General features: G+C 69.3%; 16 protein-coding genes. 9 read left to right on the top strand and 7 right to left on the bottom strand.

From position 1 onward, the window contains the following. Nucleotides 1–45: 45 nt before the first annotated feature. Together wecB and ACTWNK_RS03085 are read left to right on the top strand one after the other, a co-directional pair. Nucleotides 46–1,185 carry a non-hydrolyzing UDP-N-acetylglucosamine 2-epimerase gene (wecB, locus tag ACTWNK_RS03090; RefSeq protein WP_474301971.1) on the top strand — a complete coding sequence of 380 codons (1,140 nt, stop codon included), beginning with the start codon at nucleotides 46–48 and terminating at the stop codon, nucleotides 1,183–1,185. Between the two features lie 35 nt (nucleotides 1,186–1,220). Then, nucleotides 1,221–3,281: a glycosyltransferase family protein gene (locus tag ACTWNK_RS03085; RefSeq protein WP_474301970.1), complete on the top strand. Its 2,061-nt coding sequence runs from the start codon at nucleotides 1,221–1,223 to the stop codon at nucleotides 3,279–3,281. Here the strand turns inward: ACTWNK_RS03085 and ACTWNK_RS03080 are convergent. Continuing rightward, complete coding sequence (locus tag ACTWNK_RS03080) at nucleotides 3,274–3,873, bottom strand: hypothetical protein (RefSeq protein WP_474301969.1); 600 nt, start codon at nucleotides 3,871–3,873, stop codon at nucleotides 3,274–3,276. The genes ACTWNK_RS03085 and ACTWNK_RS03080 overlap by 8 nt on opposite strands. Before the next feature lie 180 nt (nucleotides 3,874–4,053). Between ACTWNK_RS03080 and ACTWNK_RS03075 the strand changes: the two genes are divergently transcribed. Continuing rightward, nucleotides 4,054–6,036: an NAD(P)-binding protein gene (locus tag ACTWNK_RS03075; protein WP_474301968.1), complete on the top strand. Its 1,983-nt coding sequence runs from the start codon at nucleotides 4,054–4,056 to the stop codon at nucleotides 6,034–6,036. Next, a complete protein-coding gene (locus ACTWNK_RS03070; RefSeq protein ID WP_474301967.1) occupies nucleotides 6,033–6,914 on the top strand; it encodes a PrsW family intramembrane metalloprotease in 882 nt (293 codons plus the stop codon). Before ACTWNK_RS03075 ends, ACTWNK_RS03070 begins: the two co-directional genes overlap by 4 nt. Here the strand turns inward: ACTWNK_RS03070 and ACTWNK_RS03065 are convergent. After that, the gene (locus ACTWNK_RS03065; protein ID WP_474301966.1) at nucleotides 6,886–7,851 is read right to left on the bottom strand and encodes an acyltransferase family protein; all 966 of its coding nucleotides are present in this window, start codon (nucleotides 7,849–7,851) and stop codon (nucleotides 6,886–6,888) included. The two genes, ACTWNK_RS03070 and ACTWNK_RS03065, sit on opposite strands and share 29 nt — an antisense overlap. A gap of 250 nt (nucleotides 7,852–8,101) precedes the next feature. Between ACTWNK_RS03065 and ACTWNK_RS03060 the strand changes: the two genes are divergently transcribed. From ACTWNK_RS03060 to ACTWNK_RS03045, 4 genes are read left to right on the top strand one after another with little or no spacing between them, the layout of a single operon-like run. Then, a complete protein-coding gene (locus ACTWNK_RS03060; protein WP_474301965.1) occupies nucleotides 8,102–10,291 on the top strand; it encodes a sensor histidine kinase in 2,190 nt (729 codons plus the stop codon). Next, nucleotides 10,288–10,689, top strand: a complete 402-nt coding sequence (locus tag ACTWNK_RS03055) for a roadblock/LC7 domain-containing protein (protein ID WP_474301964.1) — start codon at nucleotides 10,288–10,290, stop codon at nucleotides 10,687–10,689. The genes ACTWNK_RS03060 and ACTWNK_RS03055 overlap by 4 nt, the downstream gene beginning before the upstream one ends. Next, nucleotides 10,686–11,048, top strand: coding sequence for a DUF742 domain-containing protein (locus ACTWNK_RS03050; RefSeq protein WP_474301963.1), 363 nt, complete (start codon nucleotides 10,686–10,688; stop codon nucleotides 11,046–11,048). The genes ACTWNK_RS03055 and ACTWNK_RS03050 overlap by 4 nt, the downstream gene beginning before the upstream one ends. Next, nucleotides 11,029–11,601 carry a GTP-binding protein gene (locus ACTWNK_RS03045; RefSeq protein WP_474301962.1) on the top strand — a complete coding sequence of 191 codons (573 nt, stop codon included), beginning with the start codon at nucleotides 11,029–11,031 and terminating at the stop codon, nucleotides 11,599–11,601. The genes ACTWNK_RS03050 and ACTWNK_RS03045 overlap by 20 nt, the downstream gene beginning before the upstream one ends. 84 nt (nucleotides 11,602–11,685) lie before the next feature. Here ACTWNK_RS03045 and ACTWNK_RS03040 read toward each other — a convergent pair whose 3' ends face one another. The 5 genes from ACTWNK_RS03040 to ACTWNK_RS03020 all read right to left on the bottom strand — a co-directional run bounded on the left by ACTWNK_RS03040 (nucleotide 11,686) and on the right by ACTWNK_RS03020 (nucleotide 16,521). After that, on the bottom strand, nucleotides 11,686–12,057 hold the full coding sequence (locus ACTWNK_RS03040; protein WP_474301961.1) for a DUF742 domain-containing protein: 372 nt from the start codon (nucleotides 12,055–12,057) through the stop codon (nucleotides 11,686–11,688). Then, nucleotides 12,054–14,624 (bottom strand): sensor histidine kinase, encoded by a 2,571-nt coding sequence (locus tag ACTWNK_RS03035; protein ID WP_474301960.1) that lies wholly within the window; start codon nucleotides 14,622–14,624, stop codon nucleotides 12,054–12,056. The genes ACTWNK_RS03040 and ACTWNK_RS03035 overlap by 4 nt, the downstream gene beginning before the upstream one ends. 276 nt (nucleotides 14,625–14,900) lie before the next feature. After that, nucleotides 14,901–15,569, bottom strand: coding sequence for a DUF998 domain-containing protein (locus ACTWNK_RS03030; protein ID WP_474301959.1), 669 nt, complete (start codon nucleotides 15,567–15,569; stop codon nucleotides 14,901–14,903). A gap of 226 nt (nucleotides 15,570–15,795) precedes the next feature. Beyond that, entirely contained in the window at nucleotides 15,796–16,008 is a 213-nt protein-coding gene (locus tag ACTWNK_RS03025; RefSeq protein WP_474301958.1) for a hypothetical protein, read from the bottom strand. A gap of 63 nt (nucleotides 16,009–16,071) precedes the next feature. Continuing rightward, entirely contained in the window at nucleotides 16,072–16,521 is a 450-nt protein-coding gene (locus tag ACTWNK_RS03020; RefSeq protein WP_474301957.1) for a MarR family winged helix-turn-helix transcriptional regulator, read from the bottom strand. A gap of 73 nt (nucleotides 16,522–16,594) precedes the next feature. Here ACTWNK_RS03020 and ACTWNK_RS03015 point away from each other — a divergent pair, with 73 nt between their 5' ends. After that, a complete protein-coding gene (locus tag ACTWNK_RS03015; RefSeq protein ID WP_474301956.1) occupies nucleotides 16,595–17,104 on the top strand; it encodes a VOC family protein in 510 nt (169 codons plus the stop codon). Nucleotides 17,105–17,117: the final 13 nt, after the last annotated feature.

Here is a 17,117-nt window from a genome sequence, read left to right as displayed (position 1 = left end):
CATAGGCAGCGATTTCCCCCGTTACGTTCTGAAAGGCGAGGTCACATGGGGCGGAGCACGGAAAACGCGCTCATTCTGCACGTGCTTGGCGCTCGACCCAACTTCGTCAAGGCCGCCCCCGTGGTGCGCGCCCTCGACGAACTTGGCGTACGGCAGGGCATCATCCACACCGGCCAGCACTACGACGCGCTGATGTCGGATGTGTTCTTCGCCGACCTGGGGCTGCCCGAGCCCGTGGCGAACCTCGGAGTGGGCTCGGGGTCGCACGCGACCCAGACCGCCGCACTGCTCGTCGGCCTGGAGCAGGTCGTGCTCGAACACGAGCCGACCCTCGTCGTGGTCTACGGCGATGTGAACTCCACGCTGGCCGCCATCCTGGTCTGCGCCAAGCTCGGTGTGCCCACCGCGCACGTCGAGGCCGGGCTGCGCTCGTTCGACAGGGGCATGCCCGAAGAGGTCAACAGGATCGTCACCGACGCCCTGTCCGACCTGCTGTTCGCCACCTCGCCCGACGCCCTGTCCTACCTCGCGGCCGAGGGCGTCGACGCCGCCAAGGTGCACCTCGTCGGCAACCCGATGATCGACAGCCTGTTCAGCGCGCTGCCCAAGCTCGACCCCGCGCCCATCGTCGAGCGGCTCGGCCTGCCCGGGCGCTACGCCGTCGCGACCCTGCACCGCCCGGCCAATGTGGACTCGCCCGAAGCCGCGCGCGAACTGGTCGACGCCGTGCTCGCGGTCTCGGCCCAGGTGCCGATCGTGGTGCCGATCCACCCGCGTGGTCGCACGAGGCTGGCCGAGGCCGGTCTGGTCGACGGGCCTTCGGTGCAGGTCGTCGACCCGCTGGGCTATGTGGACTTCCTCTCGCTGGTACGCGGCGCGGCGCTGGTCGTCACCGACTCGGGCGGCGTGCAGGAGGAGACGACCATGCTGGGCGTGCCGTGCCTGACCGTGCGGCCGAACACCGAGCGGCCGATCACCGTGACGCACGGGACCAACCGCCTGGTCAGTCCGGCGCTGCTTCCGGCCGCCGCCGAGAAGGCGCTGGCCGACGGTGCGAGCACGCCTTCGGGCGACCTGCCGGTGCTCTGGGACGGCGCGGCCGGTCCGCGGATCGCCCGTGTCATCCAGGCGTGGCTCAAGGGCGACAACCTGTCCCCTGCGGCACACGCCCGCGGCGTACGCTGACAAACCCGTACGAAAGCCCCGAAAGCAGAGCGATCATGGCCGAGTCCCCCGAAGAGCCGACGTCCGCCGAGACCCGGGAGCCCGCCTACCAGCGGCTCGGGCCTGTCAACTGGCTGCCCGAAGAGCGCAAGCTCGTCGAGCGCTACGAGGCCGACATCAGGGAGCTCCGCAGGAGGCTGGAGATCGCCGAGGCCAAGGCCGAGTACGCCGCGTGGAAGCTACAGGCGACCCAGGCCAAGCGCTCGTTCAAGCTGGGCGAGGCCATCACGGCCAAGAGCGCGGGCCGCCTGGTCAGCGCGGTGCGTTCGAAGGAGAAGGCGCCCAAGGCCCCGACCCCGGTCACCGAGGTGGCCGAGGCCGTGGCCAGGCGCGGTCCCCTGGTCGAGGTTCCGGCGATCAAGTGGCCGCTCGGCCCGGTCGACCGGCCAGACCTCAAGGTGGCCGTCATCCTGGACGACTTCTCCCGGATGGCGTTCAAGTACGAGTGGGACCAGATCGAGTTCGGCCTGAAGGACTGGCCGGAGATCTTCGCGGACAAGCGTCCCGACATGCTGTTCTGCGAGTCGGCCTGGCACGGCAACCAGGGCAGATGGCGCTACCAGATGACCGGGACCAACGCCCCCAAGCAGGAGCTGCGCGACCTCATCGCCTGGTGCAACCAGGAGGGCGTGCCCACGGTCTTCTGGAACAAGGAGGACCCGCCCAACTTCGACTTCTTCATCGACACCGCCAAGCTCTTCGACTACGTCTTCACCTGTGACGGCGACATGCTGCCGAAGTACCGCGAGGTGCTCGGTCACGACCGGGTCGACGTGTTGCAGTTCGCGGCGCAGCCCCGGGTGCACAACCCGATCCAGCAGAAGCAGGGCCGCCTGCACGACGTGGTCTTCGCCGGGATGTACTTCCGCGACAAGCACCCCGAGCGCCGCGAGCAGATGGAGACCGTGCTCGACCCCGTGCGCGAACTCGGCCTGCACATCTTCGCCCGCAACGGCGAGGTGGACGAGAAGTACGCCTGGCCCGCCGAGTACCGCCCGCACATCGTCGGCGAACTGCCCTACGACCAGATGCTGGCCGCCTACCGGATGTACAAGGTCTTCCTCAACGTCAACTCGGTGCTCGACTCGCCCACGATGTGCGCGCGGCGCGTCTTCGAGCTGTCGGCCTGCTCCACGCCCGTGGTGTCCGGCTGGTCGCGGGCCATCGAGGAGACGTTCGGCGAGCTGATCCCGATCGCACGCGAGCCGATCGAGTCCTACAACCAGGTGCTGCACCTCGTCAACAGCCCCGAGCTGCGGGCCCGCCAGGGGCATCTGGCCATGCGCGAGGTCTTCGACAAGCACCTGTTCTCGCATCGCGTCGACCAGATCCTCCAGGTCATGGGTCAGCACGTCGAGCCGAGGTCACGCTCGATCTCGGTGGTGCTGCCGACCAACCGCGCGGCGCAGATCGAGCACGCCATCTCCTCGGTCGCCAAGCAGCTGCACCGCCCGCTGCAGCTGGTCATGGTGCTGCACGGCCTGGACATCGACCCGATCGTGGTCGCCGACAAGGCGCGTGTGGCCGGGATCTCCGACGTCGTGGTCCTGCCCGCGGCTCCCGGCCTCTCGCTCGGCGCGTGCCTGAACCTGGGCATCGCCGCCGCCGACGGCGAGCTGATCGCCAAGATGGACGACGACAACCTGTACGGCGAGCACTACCTGTCGGACCTGGTGCGCTCGTTCGACTACACCGACGCCGAGCTCGTCGGCAAGGGCGCGCACTACACCTACTTCGAGGGCTCCAACACCACGATGCTCCGCCTGCCCGGCCTGGAGCACCGCTACGCCCACCTGGTGCAGGGCGGCACCTTCCTCGGCACCGCCTCGATGTTCAGGACGTACGGCTTCGACGACGTCACCAGGGGCGAGGACACCCGCCTGGTCAGGGCGCTGAAGGAGGACGGCGTCAAGATCTACTCGGCCGACCGGTTCAACTTCGTCTACTGGCGCAGCGCCGACACCGCCATGCACACCTGGCAGGCCGATCACATCAAGCTGACCCGCAACGCGCAGTTCTCGTTCGTGGGGCACCCGGGCGACCACGTCCTCATCTGATCTGCCGCACCAGCCGGTCGTAGGCCTCGCCGCTCACCACGGCGAGGGCGTCGGCCTGGAGCTCCTGACCGACGACGAGCAGGCTCATCACCACGCCGCCCGACCTGATGGCCACCGAGCCGATCTGCAGCCGCCCGCCCGCGCCGGTGGCCGAGGTGAGGAAGGCCCGGCTTTCGTCGCCTTTTTTCGGAAGTGCGAGCTCACGTGTCGCGTATTTCACCGTATTGACGGTGTATGAGCGGCACTCCTCGGCCAGCGGTTTCGGAAAACGGGCTACGGCCTCGCCCTGTGGGAGCGCGACCAACGCCTGAGCGACCGAACCGCGTTCGGAGGAAAAGGCCACCACGGCGGCGGGAGCCGTACTCAGGCCGGGGTCGCCGGGGTCGAGCCGGCCGGCCGTGCAGGCGGCCGGGCCGGTTTCGGACGCGCGGAGGGCTCGCAGGCCGAGCCGGGTGGCCTTGAGCGAGCCGAAAGGGCCGCTCTCGGGGCCGTAGGCGACCTTCATGCCCGCCGGTGCCCGCAGCAGGGCTCCGTCGAGCCTGGACGGCCTGGCGGGCTCGGCCGCCGCCGCACACCCGGCGAGAATCCCCATACCCAGGAGTATTCCGACAATTTGCTTTTGCATGATTGCTCCCCCGGGAAAAGCGGCCTTGTTCAAACGTTAGAACAATGGCCAATCCCTGTGGCCCGACCGGCTTATTAGGCAAAATGTTTCCGAAGGGCGCTGCGTGCCGAGTGGGGGTTTATCGACCGGCTGGCGATGATCGATCCCATGACCGATGGCCAGGAGATCAATCCAAAGCGGGCACGCGAGCTCGGTATGGGCCGTGACATCTCGCGCCGTGACTTCTTCGACGGTGTCGCGATGGCGGCGGGCCTGGCCGCGCTCGGCGCGGTGACGGGCTGCGGCCCCTCCTACAACAACGCCGAACCCGGGGTCATCGGCACCGAGAGCCTCGAAGTGCCCACGGACGTGGCCTTCCCGCCCGACCTGCACGGCCTGCGGGGCAACACCCCCGAGGCCCTCAGCGTGCCGCACGCGCTGCGCGACGACCGCTTCTGGCAGTACGCGGGCACGCCGCAGTCCACAGGCGAGAACTACGACCTCGTGGTCGTCGGCGGCGGCATCAGCGGGGTCAGCGCGGCCTTCGAATGGCTGCGCCTCAACCCGAGCGCGAAGATCCTCATCCTGGAGAACCACGACGAGATCGGCGGCCACGCCCGGCGCAACCAGTTCGAGCCCAAGGCCCGCAAGGGCCCGCTCATCGGCTACGGCGGCTCGCAGTCCATCGAGGCGCCATCGGTGTGGACGCCCGCGGGCAAGAACCTGCTGCAGCAGCTCGACGTCCAGGTGCAGAAGTTCGAGAAGTACTTCGACCAGGAGCTCTACACCAAGCTCGGCATGACCGACAGTGTGTACTGCGACCGCGAGACGTTCGCCACCGAGAAGCTGATCCGCTACACCGACGGCATCAAGGCCGAGCAGTGGGTGGCCGACCTGCCGATCGCCGAACGGGCCAAGCGCGACCTGCTCATGCTCTACACCAGCCCGCCCGACTGGTTCGGCGGCCTGTCGGCCGAGCAGAAGCAGGCCAGGCTGGCCGGGATGACGTACTCGCAGTTCCTGCTCGACGTGTGCAAGGTGCACCCGGACGTGGAGAAGTTCTGCCGGACGATGTCCAGCGACGAGTGGGCGTACGGCACCGACGCGTTCGGCGCCATCGACGCCTGGGGCAGTGCCGACGAGTGGGACTATCCGGGCTTCCAGGGCCTGAAGCTCGACACCGACAAGCCGTCGAGGTTCAACTCGCCCAGCATGATCAAGGGCTGGGACGCCGACGACCCGTACATCTACCACTTCCCCGAGGGCAACCAGGCGCTCGTGCGGATGATGGTGGGCCGGATGATCCCGGGATTCGCCAGTGCGAGCGACATGGACGGCGTGACGACCGCCTCCTACGACTACAGCAAGCTCGACCTGGCCTCCAACCGGGTGCGCTTCCGGCTGTCGAGCCCGGTCGTGTCCGCGTCCAACGACGGTTACCCGGAGACCGCCTCGACCGCGACCGTCGGCTACTACGACGGCGACGCGATCAGGACGGTCAGGGCCGGTGCGGTGATCATGGCGTGCTGGAACATGGTCATCCCCTATCTGGTCACCGACCTGCCGCCCGAGCAGAAGACGGCGCTGCACCAGGCAGTGAAGGTGCCGCTGCTGTACTCGATGGTGCAGCTGCGCAACTGGGAGCCGTGGCGCAAGGTCGGCGTCAACCACGTGCGCTGGACGGGCGCGTACTGGTGCGTGTCCGAGCTGGACTACCCGGTCAGCATGCCGGGCTACGAGTGCCCGAAGGACCCCTCGCAGCCGATCAACGTCCACATGATCAGCACGCCGTGCGCGCCCGGCATGTCGCCTTCGGAGGGGTCGATCGCGGGCAGGCACCAGCTGATCAAAACGCCCTACAGCTATATGGAGTACTCCATCCGCGACCAGCTCACCCGGCTGCTCGGGCCCGGCGGCTTCGACCCCGAACGCGACATCGAGGCGATCACCGTCAACCGCTGGGGCCACGGCTACGCGCCCGAGTACTGCAGGCCGTGGAATCTGTTCTATCCCGACGGGCCCTTCCCGGCCGAGGCCGCGCGCAAGAGGTACGGCAGGATCGCGATCGCCAACTCCGACTCCGTGCCCGCCGCCTACGCCGACGCCGCCGTCACGGCCGCCTACCGAGCCGTCGCGGAGCTCTCGGCATGAGGCCCTGGCTGCGTGTCTTCCTCATCGGGCTGGCCCTGTGGCTGGCCACGGTCCTGGTCACGGCGTGGACGCAGAACTCCAACCTGGTGCCGACCGTCGTGCTGCTCGGCAGCTTCCTGGTGCCGGTGACCTTCGTCGTGTGGGCCTACGAGCGCGGCAGGTCGCAGGAGGTGACGGTCGAGCTGCTGTTCGTCGCCTTCGTGGTGGGCGGCGTGCTGGGTGTGCTCGGCGCCTCGATCCTGGAGAGCTGGCTGCTCAAGCCGTCCTTGTGGATGTACGGCGCGGTGGGGCTGATCGAGGAGGGCGTGAAGCTGGCCGCGCTGATGTTCGTGGCCAGGCACATGCGGCGCCGTACGGCCAGGGACGGGCTGGTGCTCGGTGCGACGGTCGGGTTCGGGTTCGCGGCGTTCGAGAGTGCGGGCTACGCCTTCAACGCGCTGTTCACCGAGGACGGGCTGTCGCTGCGGCAGCTCGTGGAGACCGAGATCCTGCGCGGGCTGCTCGCGCCCGTCGGGCACGGCCTGTGGACGGCGATCATCGGCGGTGTGCTGTTCGCCGCCTCCACCAGGCACTGGCGTTTCACCCTGCCCGTCGTGCTCACCTATCTCGGCGTCTCGGCGCTGCACGCCCTGTGGGACTCCATGCGCGGCATCGCGATCGCACTGACGCTGGTGCTGACCGGCAGGGACTGGCAGTTCAGCATGTTGCGCATCGGCCAGGTGCCCCAGGCGACGGATGGCCAGGTGCACCTGTACACGACGCTCGACTGGGTCGGCCTGCTGGCCATCTCGGTCGTGGGCGTGCTGTGGCTGCGTTCGATCGACAGGCGGGCCCTGGCCGGGGAGTCGCTCAGCGCACGGGGCGTCGCAGGGCGGTGAAGGCCCACTCCATCCTGGGTTCGACGGCCCAGTGGAAGAGCCTGCGGACCGGCGGTGTGCACAGCGCGGTGGCCACCGCCACGCCGAGCAGGATCGACAGCGGCACGCCGAGCCCCAGCCGCTCGGCCGCCTTCACCACGAAGCCGTGCAGCAGATAGGCATACATCGTGGCCGTGCCGAGGTCGGAGTACCAGGTGCGCCGATCGGGCGTCACCGCCAGGAACGCCAGCACCAGTACGGCACCCGCCGCCAGCATCGCCAGCCGGATCCCGCTGCCCGTCAGGTCGTCGACCCCGATCGCGGTGTTGGCGTGCCGCCACCTGATCCACTCGGTCGGCACCCGCTCGTGCAGCAGGAAGGCCAGCCCGAGCCCCGTGAGCAGCACGCCCGCGCCCACCGCCTTGGCGTAGGGCCTGCGCAGCAGGTCGAAGTGCTCGGGCCGCAGCATCAGCCCGAGCACGTAGAACGGCAGCAGCCCGAGCGTGCGGTTCATCGACAGCTCGTCCGGCAGCGCGCTCGTCCCCGACAGCAGCGACAGCCCCGTCGCGACCACCAGCGGCCGGCGCAGTTGCTGCCAGACCGGCGTGGACAGCCGCCACAGGAACAGCGACATCAGAAACCACGTGAGGAAGTAAGGGTCGAGCAGGCTGATCTCCAGCTTGCCGTACAGCAGCAGGCGCGGCAGCGAATAGGCCACCTCGAAGATGACGTACGGCACGGCGAGCGTGGCGATGAGGCGTCTGGCCTTGCCGCTGGAGAAGGTGAAGTTGCGTGACAGATAGCCGCTCAGCATGATGAACAGCGGCATGTGGAACAGGTACACGTAGAAGTAGAGCGCGTGCGCCACCGGATCCGAGCGCAGGTCCTCGATCAGGTGCCCGCACACCACCAGGACGATCGCAAGGTACTTCGCGTTGTCGAAGTAGGGGTCCCTCACAGCCCACGAACCCTAGCCAGGGCTTGAGAACGGCCGGGAAACCCGCGATGAAATGATCGATTCCGTCATCGCCTCCTCTAGTCCCACAAACCATCACTTCTATCCCTGCGCCACACCCCAAATCGGTGCTAGTCTCCTGTGCGATCTTCCGGAGGTGCATTTACCGATCAAGGGTGTAAATCGCCAGCTCGACATCCGAGGTTGGGACATGGGTTCGAGAAACCGGTCAATTCGGTTCAAGATCTTTTTGTTGCTGCTTCTTCCCCTCCTGTCCCTGAGCGCCCTGTGGGGCTTCGTGCTCAACCTGACAGTGGGTGACGGGCAGGCGCTCCTGCGTGCCGGAACGCTGTACGAGACCGTGGGGGTCACCTCCACGCATCTCGGGCTGGAGCTACAGGCCGAGCGGACCAGGTCCGTCATCGCGGTGACCTCACGCAAGCTCACCGAGGACCTCGGTGCGCAACGCCTCAACACCGACAAGGCCGTCACCGCCTTCCGCAAGGCCGAGAAGGACGCGGGCGAAGCCGTCACCGACGGGCTCAAGGCCGCCATCGGCGCCGTCACCACCGAGCTGTCCAGGCTGGACGGCATCCGCGCCTCCATCGACGGGGGCAACAGCAGCAGGCTGACCGCGATCGGCGAGTACAACAGGGTCCTGGACGCCGTCTTCAGGTTCTACGACCAGATCGCCGCCGTGCCCGACCTGCAGATCTACCAGCAGGCCACCTCCCTGCAGCTCATGGGCAGCGCACGCGAGTTCGTCGCCAGGGAGAACGCCCTCATCAGCGGCGTGCTCATCGACAACAACGTCACCGACGCCGAGACCGACGCCTTCGCCGAGTACGTCGCCACCCGCCAGTTCCTGCAGTCGCGCGCCCTGTCCGGGCTCGAACCCGAGCTGCGCAAGCCGTACGAGCGGGCGTTGTCTGGCGAGGCGTTCACCGCGCTGGCGCTGGAGGAGACCCGGCTGATCGCCTCCAGCTCGCCGCCCGTCGACGCCGCCGCCTGGCACGCCACGATCGCCAAGGTCATCGCCGAGCTGGACGAACTCGGCGCCGCCGCCTCGACCGCACTGTCGGAGCGCTCGGCCGCCGTCTCCACCGCGATCACGGTCAGGATCGTCGCCGCCGGAGGGCTCGGCCTCGTCGCCGTCGTCGCCTCGATCATCATCTCCGTGCGCTTCGGCCGCCGCCTGGCCGGAGAGCTCGCCGACCTGCGCACCTCCGCACTCGACCTGGCCCACGTACGGCTGCCGCGCGTCGTCGAAGGCCTGCGCAAGGGCGAGGACGTCGACGTCGACGCCGAGGCGCCGCCCATCGAGGCGGGCGAGTCGGCCGAGATGCGCGAGGTGGCCAGGGCGTTCGGCTCGGTCAGGCGCACCGCCGTCTCGGCCGCCGTCGGCCAGGCCGCACTGCGCAAGGGAGTCGGCCAGGTCTTCCTCAACCTGGCCAGGCGCAAGCAGGGCCTGCTGCACCGCCAGCTCACCCTGCTCGACGGCATGCAGCGCCGTACGCACGGCCCCGACGACCTGGAGAACCTCTTCAAGCTCGACCACCTGACCACCCGCATGAGGCGGCACGCCGAAGGACTCATCATCCTGTCGGGCGCCGCTCCCGGGCGGGCCTGGCGCAAGCCGGTCGCGGTGCTCGACATCGTCAGGGCGGCCATCGCCGAGGTCGAGGACTACACCCGCATCGACGTCCAGCCGATGCCGTCGGCCGCCGTCGACGGCACCGCCGCCGCCGACCTCACCCACCTCGTGGCCGAGATCGTGGAGAACGCCACCATCTACTCGCCGCCGCAGACCTCGGTGCAGGTACGCGGCGACTCGGTCGGCAACGGCTTCGTGGTCGAGGTCGAGGACAGGGGGCTCGGGCTCTCGCCGCACGAGTACGCCGAGTTCAACGAGCGGCTGATCAACCCGCCCGAGTTCGACCTGGCCGACAGCGACAGGCTCGGCCTGTTCGTCGTCGCCCAGCTCGCCGTCAGGCACGGCGTCCAGGTGATGCTGCGGGCCTCGCCCTTCGGCGGCACGGTGGCGATCGTCCTCATCCCGCGCTCGCTGCTCGTCGACGAGAGCACCGCCGAGCTGGAGCCGCCCGCCTACGAGGCGCCCAGGCTCGTCTCGGTCGACTCGGGCGAGCGACCGCGCCCTCGTCCGCTCGCCGTCATCGGCTCCACGCAGGACGGCACACACGCGGGACTGCCCCGCCGGGTCAGGCAGGCCAACCTCGCGCCGCAGTTGCGCGTGGCCGAACAGGCCCAGCAGGGACCGCTGCCCGCACCCACCATGGACTCGGAACCCGGCACCGAGACCGCCAGCACGGAGCAGAGCAGACCAGCAGAACGCTCCCCCCAGGAAGTACGCGACCTGTTCTCCGCATTCCAACGGGGAACGCAGCGCGCCCGCGAAGAGACAAATGAGGAGGGGGACGCATGAACGGACCTACCACCACCGGCGAACTCAACTGGCTCCTGGACGACCTGACCACCAGGGTCGGCGCCGTCAGGCAGGCCGTGATCCTGTCGACCGACGGTCTGGCCGTGGGGTTCTCCCGCGGCCTCGCCCGCGAGGACGCCGAGCACCTGTCGGCGGTCGCCGCCGGCTTCCAGAGTCTGGCCAGGGGCGCGGGGCGGCACTTCGGGGGCGGTGACGTGCGCCAGACGATCGTCGAGATGGAGTCGGCGTTCCTCTTCGTCACCGCGGCCGGGCAGGGCACCTGCCTCGCGGTGCTGGCCGACGCCGACGCCGACGTCGGTCACATCGCCTACGAGATGGCGATGCTCGTCAAGCGGGTCGGCCAACACATCTCGACCAACCCTCGCACGGGGTCATGAACGGCGGGCCCGAGTGGATGGACGAGGAGGCGGGGCCGGTCGTACGGCCCTACGCTCTCATCGGGGGTCGTACTCGCTCCTCAGGGGCGACGCTCGACCTCATCGCCATGCTCACGGCGACCGGTGCTCGGGCCAACGGGGCGGGTCCGGAGCAGGAGCTCATCCTGCGGGCCGCCCGATTCTCCGTCTCGGTAGCCGATGTGGCCTCCGAGCTCGACCTACCGCTCGGAGTGGTCCGAGTGATGCTGGGCGATCTGATAGATCAGGGGCTCATCCGCGTCTCCGCTCCCGCTGCGGCGGGACCGCGCCCGAGTGAGCGCATTCTCAAGGAAGTGATCAATGGACTACGGGCTCTCTGAGGACCCGGTCGCGCTCAAGATCCTCGTCGCGGGCGGCTTCGGCGTGGGCAAGACCACACTGGTGGGCGCGATCAGCGAGATCAAACCGCTGCGCACCGAGGAGGTGCTGTCCGACCGCGGCATCGGTGTGGACGACCTCGACGGGGTCGAGGGCAAGACCACCACGACCGTCGCCATGGACTTCGGCCGTATCACCATCCGCGAGGGACTGGTGGTGTACCTGTTCGGCACGCCGGGCCAGGAGCGGTTCTGGTTCATGTGGGACGAGCTGTCCTACGGCGCGCTCGGCGCGATCGTCATCGCCGACACCAGGCGGCTGACCGACTGCTTCCCCTCGATCGACTACTTCGAGCAGCGGGGCACGCCGTTCGTGGTGGCGGTCAACTGCTTCGACGACGCTGTGCCGCACAGTGTGCACGACGTGCGCATCGCGCTCGACCTCGACGAGGACGTGCCCGTGATGCTGTGCGACGTACGGATGCGGGCTTCGGCCAAGGAGGTCATGATCTCGCTGGTCGAGCACTCGTTGCGCACGCTCACCGGAGCGCGCTGACGGCGGGCCCTTCGATCGTGACGGCAGTTTGGGGAGCGCCGGGGGCGCTCCTTCGCCGTTTCCCGGCCCTGCCGCCGCCCGGGGCTACAGGGCCCTGAGGCCGTTGATCACTTCTCTGAGCAGGCTCGCCGTCGGCGAGGCCGCCGTGGACAGGGGCGGCTTGACCACGATCAGCCGATGGTCGAGCAGGTCGCTGAGCAGCACCCTGACCACGCCGATCGGCAGGTTCATCTCGGCCGCCACCTCCGCCACCGGCTTGGCGGAGGTGACATGGCTGAGCGCGCGCAGATGGTGAATGCCGAGATCGCTCTGCGCCGGCACCGGTATGCCCCTGGAGACGACCAGAGCGAGCAGGTCGATCGCCTTCGAGGAGGGCTTGGCCCTGCCCCTGGTCAGGGCATAGGGCCGGACGACGGGGCCCGCCTCGTCGTCGACCCACTCCTGCTCCCTGCTCACGGCTGGGTCCCTCCGTCGTTATCGTCCACCTGCCGTCCACGCTGCCAGCCAGACTGCAACGACGACAAGAGCGCCCTGGTCTCCTCGGGAGAGCGCTCCTCCGGTCCTGACATCAGCGGAAGCGGCTGCTTGAGACGTGCGGGCAGGCTGGCCTGGCGAACTCGCCTGGGCAGCGCGCCTTCGGGAACGATGCCCTGCTCGCGCTCGTAGCGCTCCAAGGGCGGCTCGAAGGGGCCGCGCTCGGCGCCGAACGGCTCGAACGGCTTGGCCACCTCGTCGCTCGCCGGGCTCTCCACGAGCACGGCGTCGTCGATCGGCTGCTCGGCGACCGGGCTCGGCGCCTGGGCGGTGAAGCTCGGCTGCGGCGGCTGGGGCGGCGGTGCGCCCGCGCCGAGCGGGCCGTCGCCGTTCCTGGCCTGCTGCGGCTGCTCCTCGCCCCTGCGGCTGGTGCGCTGCCTGCGCGGCAGGCCGTTCGGGCCCGTGCCGGCGCTCGGCCTGCCGAGACCGGGCCGCGAGCCGCCGCCGGGCGATGCGCCCGTCACCTGCCTGGGCTCGGGCGCGACGTCCTGCCACGGCTGGTCGGGCTCGCCACGCCTGCCTTCGGGCAGCTGGTCGATCCTGACGGCCGTCACCTGGACCAGCTCCGGCTCGGGCTTGAGCGGTTCGAGCTGGACGAGTGTGAGCGGCAGCAGCACGACGGCCGTGGTCCCGCCGTACGGCGAGGGCTTGAGCATCACGGCGATGTTGTGCTTGGCGGCCAGCAGGCCGACCACGGCGAAGCCGAGGCGCTCGGTCGCCGAAGGGTCGAACTCGGGCGGGCTGGCCAGCTTGTGGTTGATCTCCTCGCGCAGGTCGGAGCCGAGGCCGAGACCGCGGTCCTCGATCTCGATCGCGAATCCCCTGCCGACCAGGTCGCCCCTGACCGACACCTCCTTGCCTGGCGAGGAGAACGAGGTGCCGTTCTCGATCAGCTCGGCGAACAGGTGCATGAGGTCGGCCACGGCGCCACCGGGCACCGAGCAGCCGGGCATCGGGTAGACGCGGACCCGGCGGTACTCCTCGACCTGGGCGGCGGCGCCGCTCAGCACGTCTTCGAGCGAGACGCTGCCGCGCCACTTGCGCCCGGCTGTGCCGCCCGCCAGCAGGACGACGCCTTCGGCGTGCCTTCGCATGCGGGTGGTCAGGTGGTCGATCTTGAACAGGCTCTCCAGCGTGTCCGGGTCCTCGGTGTCGCGCTGCATCTCGTCCAGGAGCTTGAGCTGGCGCTGCAGCAGCGACTGGTTGCGCCTGGCCAGGTTCTGCAGGGCCTGGGAGATGCCGTCACGCAGTCTGGCCTGCTCGATGGCGCCGTCGACCGCGGTGCGCTGGACGCTGTCGAACGCCTCCGCCAGGTCGGCCACCTCGCTGGTCGCGCCCTTGGCCACCATGATCGGTGGCGCCTCGGCCTCAAGGTCGACGCTCTCGCCGCGGCTGAGCCTGGTGATGACCCGTGGGAGCCGTACCACGGCCACTTCTCGTGCCGATCCGCGCAGCCCGGCGAGCTCGCGGGTGAGCGAGCGGCCGACGCGCAGCGACACGTAGAGCGAGCCGAGCACGACGAGCAGACCGAGCGCGCCCGCCACACCGGCCTTGATGAAGACCGCGAGGCTGGCCGGCTCGATGCGGGCAAGCAGCAGGGCACTCGTGGTGTCGATCGACTTGCGGTAGGCGTTGAGCACCTGCTCGGTGCCGGTGCGCCAGGCGCCCTCCGTCACCGGGCCGTTGGCCATCTGGGCCAGCAGCACGGCGTTCTGGCCCCGGGCGATCAGCACGTTGACGCGGGTCTGCATCGCGGTGTGCTCGGGCGAGTAGCCGAGCGACTCCAGCGGGCCGCGCAGCTCGGCGTCGAGGTCGGCCAGCGCCTTGTCGAAGAGCTGGACGCGGGCGCCGTCGAGCTGGGTGAGCAGCTGGGCCTCGCTCGGGCTCGGCCTGGCCTTGGTCGCCATGACGACGGTGTGCTCGCGTTCGAGCAGCTCAAGGGAGTGGCCGGCATTGATCAGGCCTCGGGCCTGGCGGTTCAGCGCCAGGTCGTTGCTCAGCGAGAAGCTGCCGTAGAGGCGGTAGATCGAGTCGATGACCTGCCCGTACGTCTTGATCAGACGTTCGGTGGTCATGGCCCCCTCGTCGACGATGCGACGGGCCTCCTTGAGGTTGTCCATCTCGCCGAGCAGGCCCTGCGCCCTGGCCTTCTCCTCCGCGCCGAACTCGCTCTGCATGTCCTCCGCGAGCAGGGCGTCGAGCACGACCTTGATGCGCTGGTCGCTCTGCGCCCTGTTCTTGGCCAGCAGGGAGGAGTCGGCGACGACACCGTCGATTCGATCGGCGACCGCGAGTCGCTCGCGTTGGAGCCAGAACACCATCTCGTCGGCCGGGCCGACTATTTCCGTCCAGATTCGCTCTGCCTTGCGCAGGCTCAGGGCGTCGTCGACGGTGGTCACCGCGGCGAAAGACCAGAGCCCGACCAGCGAGGCGATCGGGAAGACCAGCAGAGCTGAGATCTTGTATCGAATAGATCTGCCCGAGGCCATGGCACCCGCTCCCACTTAGAGATCGCGGGAGAGAATAGCACTGGGACCAGGGGTGATCACGGTCTATTCGTGAGAATTCTGTGACATGTCGTGAAATGGTGACACCACAGCTACCCGGGGCCGCGCCCCGCTCAGGAGGGCAGGGGCATCGGGGATGCCCTCACCCGGGAGCAAGGGCACGCGGGCGCCTCGCCCATGGGAGCGACGCCTTGCGCTCGCCGCCCCGGTCCCCCACCCGGGAGAGCGAAGCCGTGCGCTTACCGACCCGGCCCCCGCTCAGGAGAGCGAAGCCGTGTGCTTGCCGAGTGGGGCGAAGCGGAGGGAACCGGTGCGTACCCACATGAGCTGCGCGAGCCGTACGGCGAGGACGCCGAGGAAGGCGACCTCGGCGCCGAGGAGCAGGCGCTCGACCAGACCGATCATGACACGGTCGCCGGGCAGTGCGACATAGGTCATCGCCAGGATGCCGAACCCTCCGGCCAGCGCCAGCCACTCCACCGGCCTGGCCACGGCCTTCCACCTCTCGTCGGCCGCGAACCTCGGCACCAGCAGCGCGGCGGCGGCCGGAATACTGAGGAACGCGGCGATCGAGACGTACCTGTGGATCTGCGCCGTCCAGGTCAGGTCGAGCCCGAGCTCGGACGTCGGCACGACGGCCGCCACCACCAGCGCGCCGCTCCAGATCCACATCAGCCGCTCGGGCAGCCCCTTGATCGGCGCCCCCGCCGCCCTGAGCCCCGCCACCAGAACCAGCGACCCCAGCCCGAGTATCGCCATCGCGACCTCCGTGACGCCCCCGCGGTCGGCCACGGCGTACTCGCTGACGGTCACTTGGAGCGGGTCGAGCGTGGAGTCGGGGCCGAACTGCCCCACGACCACGCCGACCACGCCGAAGGCGATCGCCGCACATGCGATCAGGGGGAGAAGCCTCTTGGCCGGGATCATGCCCCAAGCCTCCTCCGCACGGCCCCGCCGGACATCCGGCGTCACCCCTGAGACCACCCTGACCCAACCCCTGAGACCCCGGCTTCCGCCCCCCTCACCTTGACCCCGGACCCGCCCACAAGCCCACCGCATGCCTGAAAGATCCGTCACAGGGCCCCGCCCTGCCCCGGATCACCCCGCCCACTCCCGCCGCCCCTTCGGAGCCCGGAAGGAGCACGTCGCTCCCTCAGAGCCCGGAGGGATCACGCCCGACGCTGATCTCCTCGGCGATGCGCCGGATGTCCGAGACGTCCACGCCACGCGCCCTCGGCAGGCGCTGGACGAGGGCCTGCATCACCTCGGGCACCGGCCTTCCGGCGAAATGCGTGGCGATGGCATGGACCGACCTGAACAATGCCTCGTCGGTGTCCTGGCTGGTTTCGCGGACCAGATCCGTCATCTTCCCCGTCCCCTCGATCGGCTACGGGGCATCACCGTAGAGCCTGCCGCCGACAGTTTCGCGCTACGACTCCAGCGTGTTCCTGACGGTGGCGCAGATCTCGCCCAGGTTGCGTACCTGCTCGGGGGTGAGCGGGTCGAACAGGCTGCGACGCACCTCCTCGACGTGCCCGTGCGCCGCCTCGGCGAGCGCGGTGAAGCCCGCGTCGGTGAGCTCGGCGACCTGGCCGCGGCCGTCGTCGGGCGAGGGCCTGCGTCCGACCCAGCCGCGCTCCTCCAGCCTGGCGACGGCATGCGAGAGCCTGCTCTGCGAGCACTGCGACCTGTTGGCCAGCTCCCGCATACGCATCCGCCGCCCCGGCGACTCCGAAAGGGCCACAAGGATCATGTAGTACGTGTGCGGCATGCCCGCCTCGCGCTGGAGCTGGCGATCGAGCGCCTCCTGCACGAGCTGGGTCGCGGCCAGGAAGTCGCGCCAGGTCCGCTGCTCATCCTCGTCGAGCCATCTGGTCATGCCACCACTCTACTTGAACTCTCAAGCACTTGCGGGTAACGTGCTTGAGAGTTCAAGCTTCAAAGGAGATCCCATGCCCGTCCAGCGGCTCAACCACGCGGTTCTGTACGTCAGGAACGTCGAGCGCAGCGTCGCCTTCTACCGCGACGCACTCGGCTTCGAGGTCGTCATGGGCGGACCCGGCGCCGCCTTCCTCCAGGCCTCCGGCTCCTCCAACGACCACGACCTCGGCCTGTTCGAGATCGGCGCCCAGGCGGGCCCCTCCGGCGCGGGCCGCTCGACGGTCGGCCTCTACCACCTGGCGTGGGAGGTCGACACGCTCGACGAACTCGAGCGCATCGCCGTACGTCTCGGTGAGCTCGACAGCCTGGTCGGCGCCTCCGACCACGCCACCACCAAGGCGCTGTACGCCAAGGACCCGGACGGCATCGAGTTCGAGGTGTCCTGGCTGGTGCCCGCCGCCCTGATCACCGACGAGACGCTCGCCGCCAGGGCCAGGGTGCGCCCGCTCGACCTGGCCACCGAGAAGGAGAGGTACGGCGCGCGGACCAAGGGCGGCGTCGGCGTCTCCGTGCCCGCCTGAGCGGCGCGAGGCC

The sequence above is a fragment of the Nonomuraea sp. IBHARD001 genome (genome assembly GCF_056106265.1).
The sequence above is the reverse complement of the archived record's forward strand: the minus strand, read 5'-3'. Positions and strand labels throughout refer to the sequence as shown.

What these genes read in the sequence shown, in the direction of transcription:
- wecB (WP_474301971.1), top strand. Translation starts at nt 46, where the DNA reads ATGGGGCGGAGCACGGAAAACGCGCTCATTCTGCACGTGCTTGGCGCT.
- ACTWNK_RS03085 (WP_474301970.1), top strand. Translation starts at nt 1,221, where the DNA reads ATGGCCGAGTCCCCCGAAGAGCCGACGTCCGCCGAGACCCGGGAGCCC.
- ACTWNK_RS03080 (WP_474301969.1), bottom strand. Translation starts at nt 3,873, where the DNA reads ATGGGGATTCTCGCCGGGTGTGCGGCGGCGGCCGAGCCCGCCAGGCCG.
- ACTWNK_RS03075 (WP_474301968.1), top strand. Translation starts at nt 4,054, where the DNA reads ATGACCGATGGCCAGGAGATCAATCCAAAGCGGGCACGCGAGCTCGGT.
- ACTWNK_RS03070 (WP_474301967.1), top strand. Translation starts at nt 6,033, where the DNA reads ATGAGGCCCTGGCTGCGTGTCTTCCTCATCGGGCTGGCCCTGTGGCTG.
- ACTWNK_RS03055 (WP_474301964.1), top strand. Translation starts at nt 10,288, where the DNA reads ATGAACGGACCTACCACCACCGGCGAACTCAACTGGCTCCTGGACGAC.
- ACTWNK_RS03050 (WP_474301963.1), top strand. Translation starts at nt 10,686, where the DNA reads ATGAACGGCGGGCCCGAGTGGATGGACGAGGAGGCGGGGCCGGTCGTA.
- ACTWNK_RS03045 (WP_474301962.1), top strand. Translation starts at nt 11,029, where the DNA reads ATGGACTACGGGCTCTCTGAGGACCCGGTCGCGCTCAAGATCCTCGTC.
- ACTWNK_RS03035 (WP_474301960.1), bottom strand. Translation starts at nt 14,624, where the DNA reads ATGGCCTCGGGCAGATCTATTCGATACAAGATCTCAGCTCTGCTGGTC.
- ACTWNK_RS03030 (WP_474301959.1), bottom strand. Translation starts at nt 15,569, where the DNA reads ATGATCCCGGCCAAGAGGCTTCTCCCCCTGATCGCATGTGCGGCGATC.
- ACTWNK_RS03025 (WP_474301958.1), bottom strand. Translation starts at nt 16,008, where the DNA reads ATGACGGATCTGGTCCGCGAAACCAGCCAGGACACCGACGAGGCATTG.
- ACTWNK_RS03020 (WP_474301957.1), bottom strand. Translation starts at nt 16,521, where the DNA reads ATGACCAGATGGCTCGACGAGGATGAGCAGCGGACCTGGCGCGACTTC.
- ACTWNK_RS03015 (WP_474301956.1), top strand. Translation starts at nt 16,595, where the DNA reads ATGCCCGTCCAGCGGCTCAACCACGCGGTTCTGTACGTCAGGAACGTC.